The following is a 235-nucleotide window of genomic DNA, read 5'->3' as shown; positions in this document are numbered from 1 at the left end:
TTATATAACTCTTCAAGTGGCACTACTTCTTCGTGTGCTGCGATTTGTAATACGCTATCAGCAGAAGTGTAAACGATTAAAGATCCTGTTTCCATTTGTTCTTGACCAAGTTCATCAAGAATCTCAGTTCCAGAAGCTGGTTTATTACCGATAATTTTACGACCTGTTTTTTCTTCTAATTCATCAAGTAATTCTTTTGGGAATCCTTCAGGGAACACTTGGAATGGTGTATCAA

The 235-nt window shown here is 36.6% G+C and carries 1 pseudogene; it reads right to left on the bottom strand.

Annotation, left to right across the window (positions count from 1 at the left end):
* Positions 1-235 (bottom strand): annotated as a pseudogene (locus JDS92_RS30505) (phosphopentomutase); the annotation flags it as partial.

The sequence above is a fragment of the Bacillus cereus group sp. N12 genome, assembly GCF_016483575.1.
Classification (GTDB): Bacteria; Bacillota; Bacilli; order Bacillales; family Bacillaceae_G; genus Bacillus_A; species Bacillus_A toyonensis.
The sequence above is the reverse complement of the archived record's forward strand: the minus strand, read 5'-3'. Positions and strand labels throughout refer to the sequence as shown.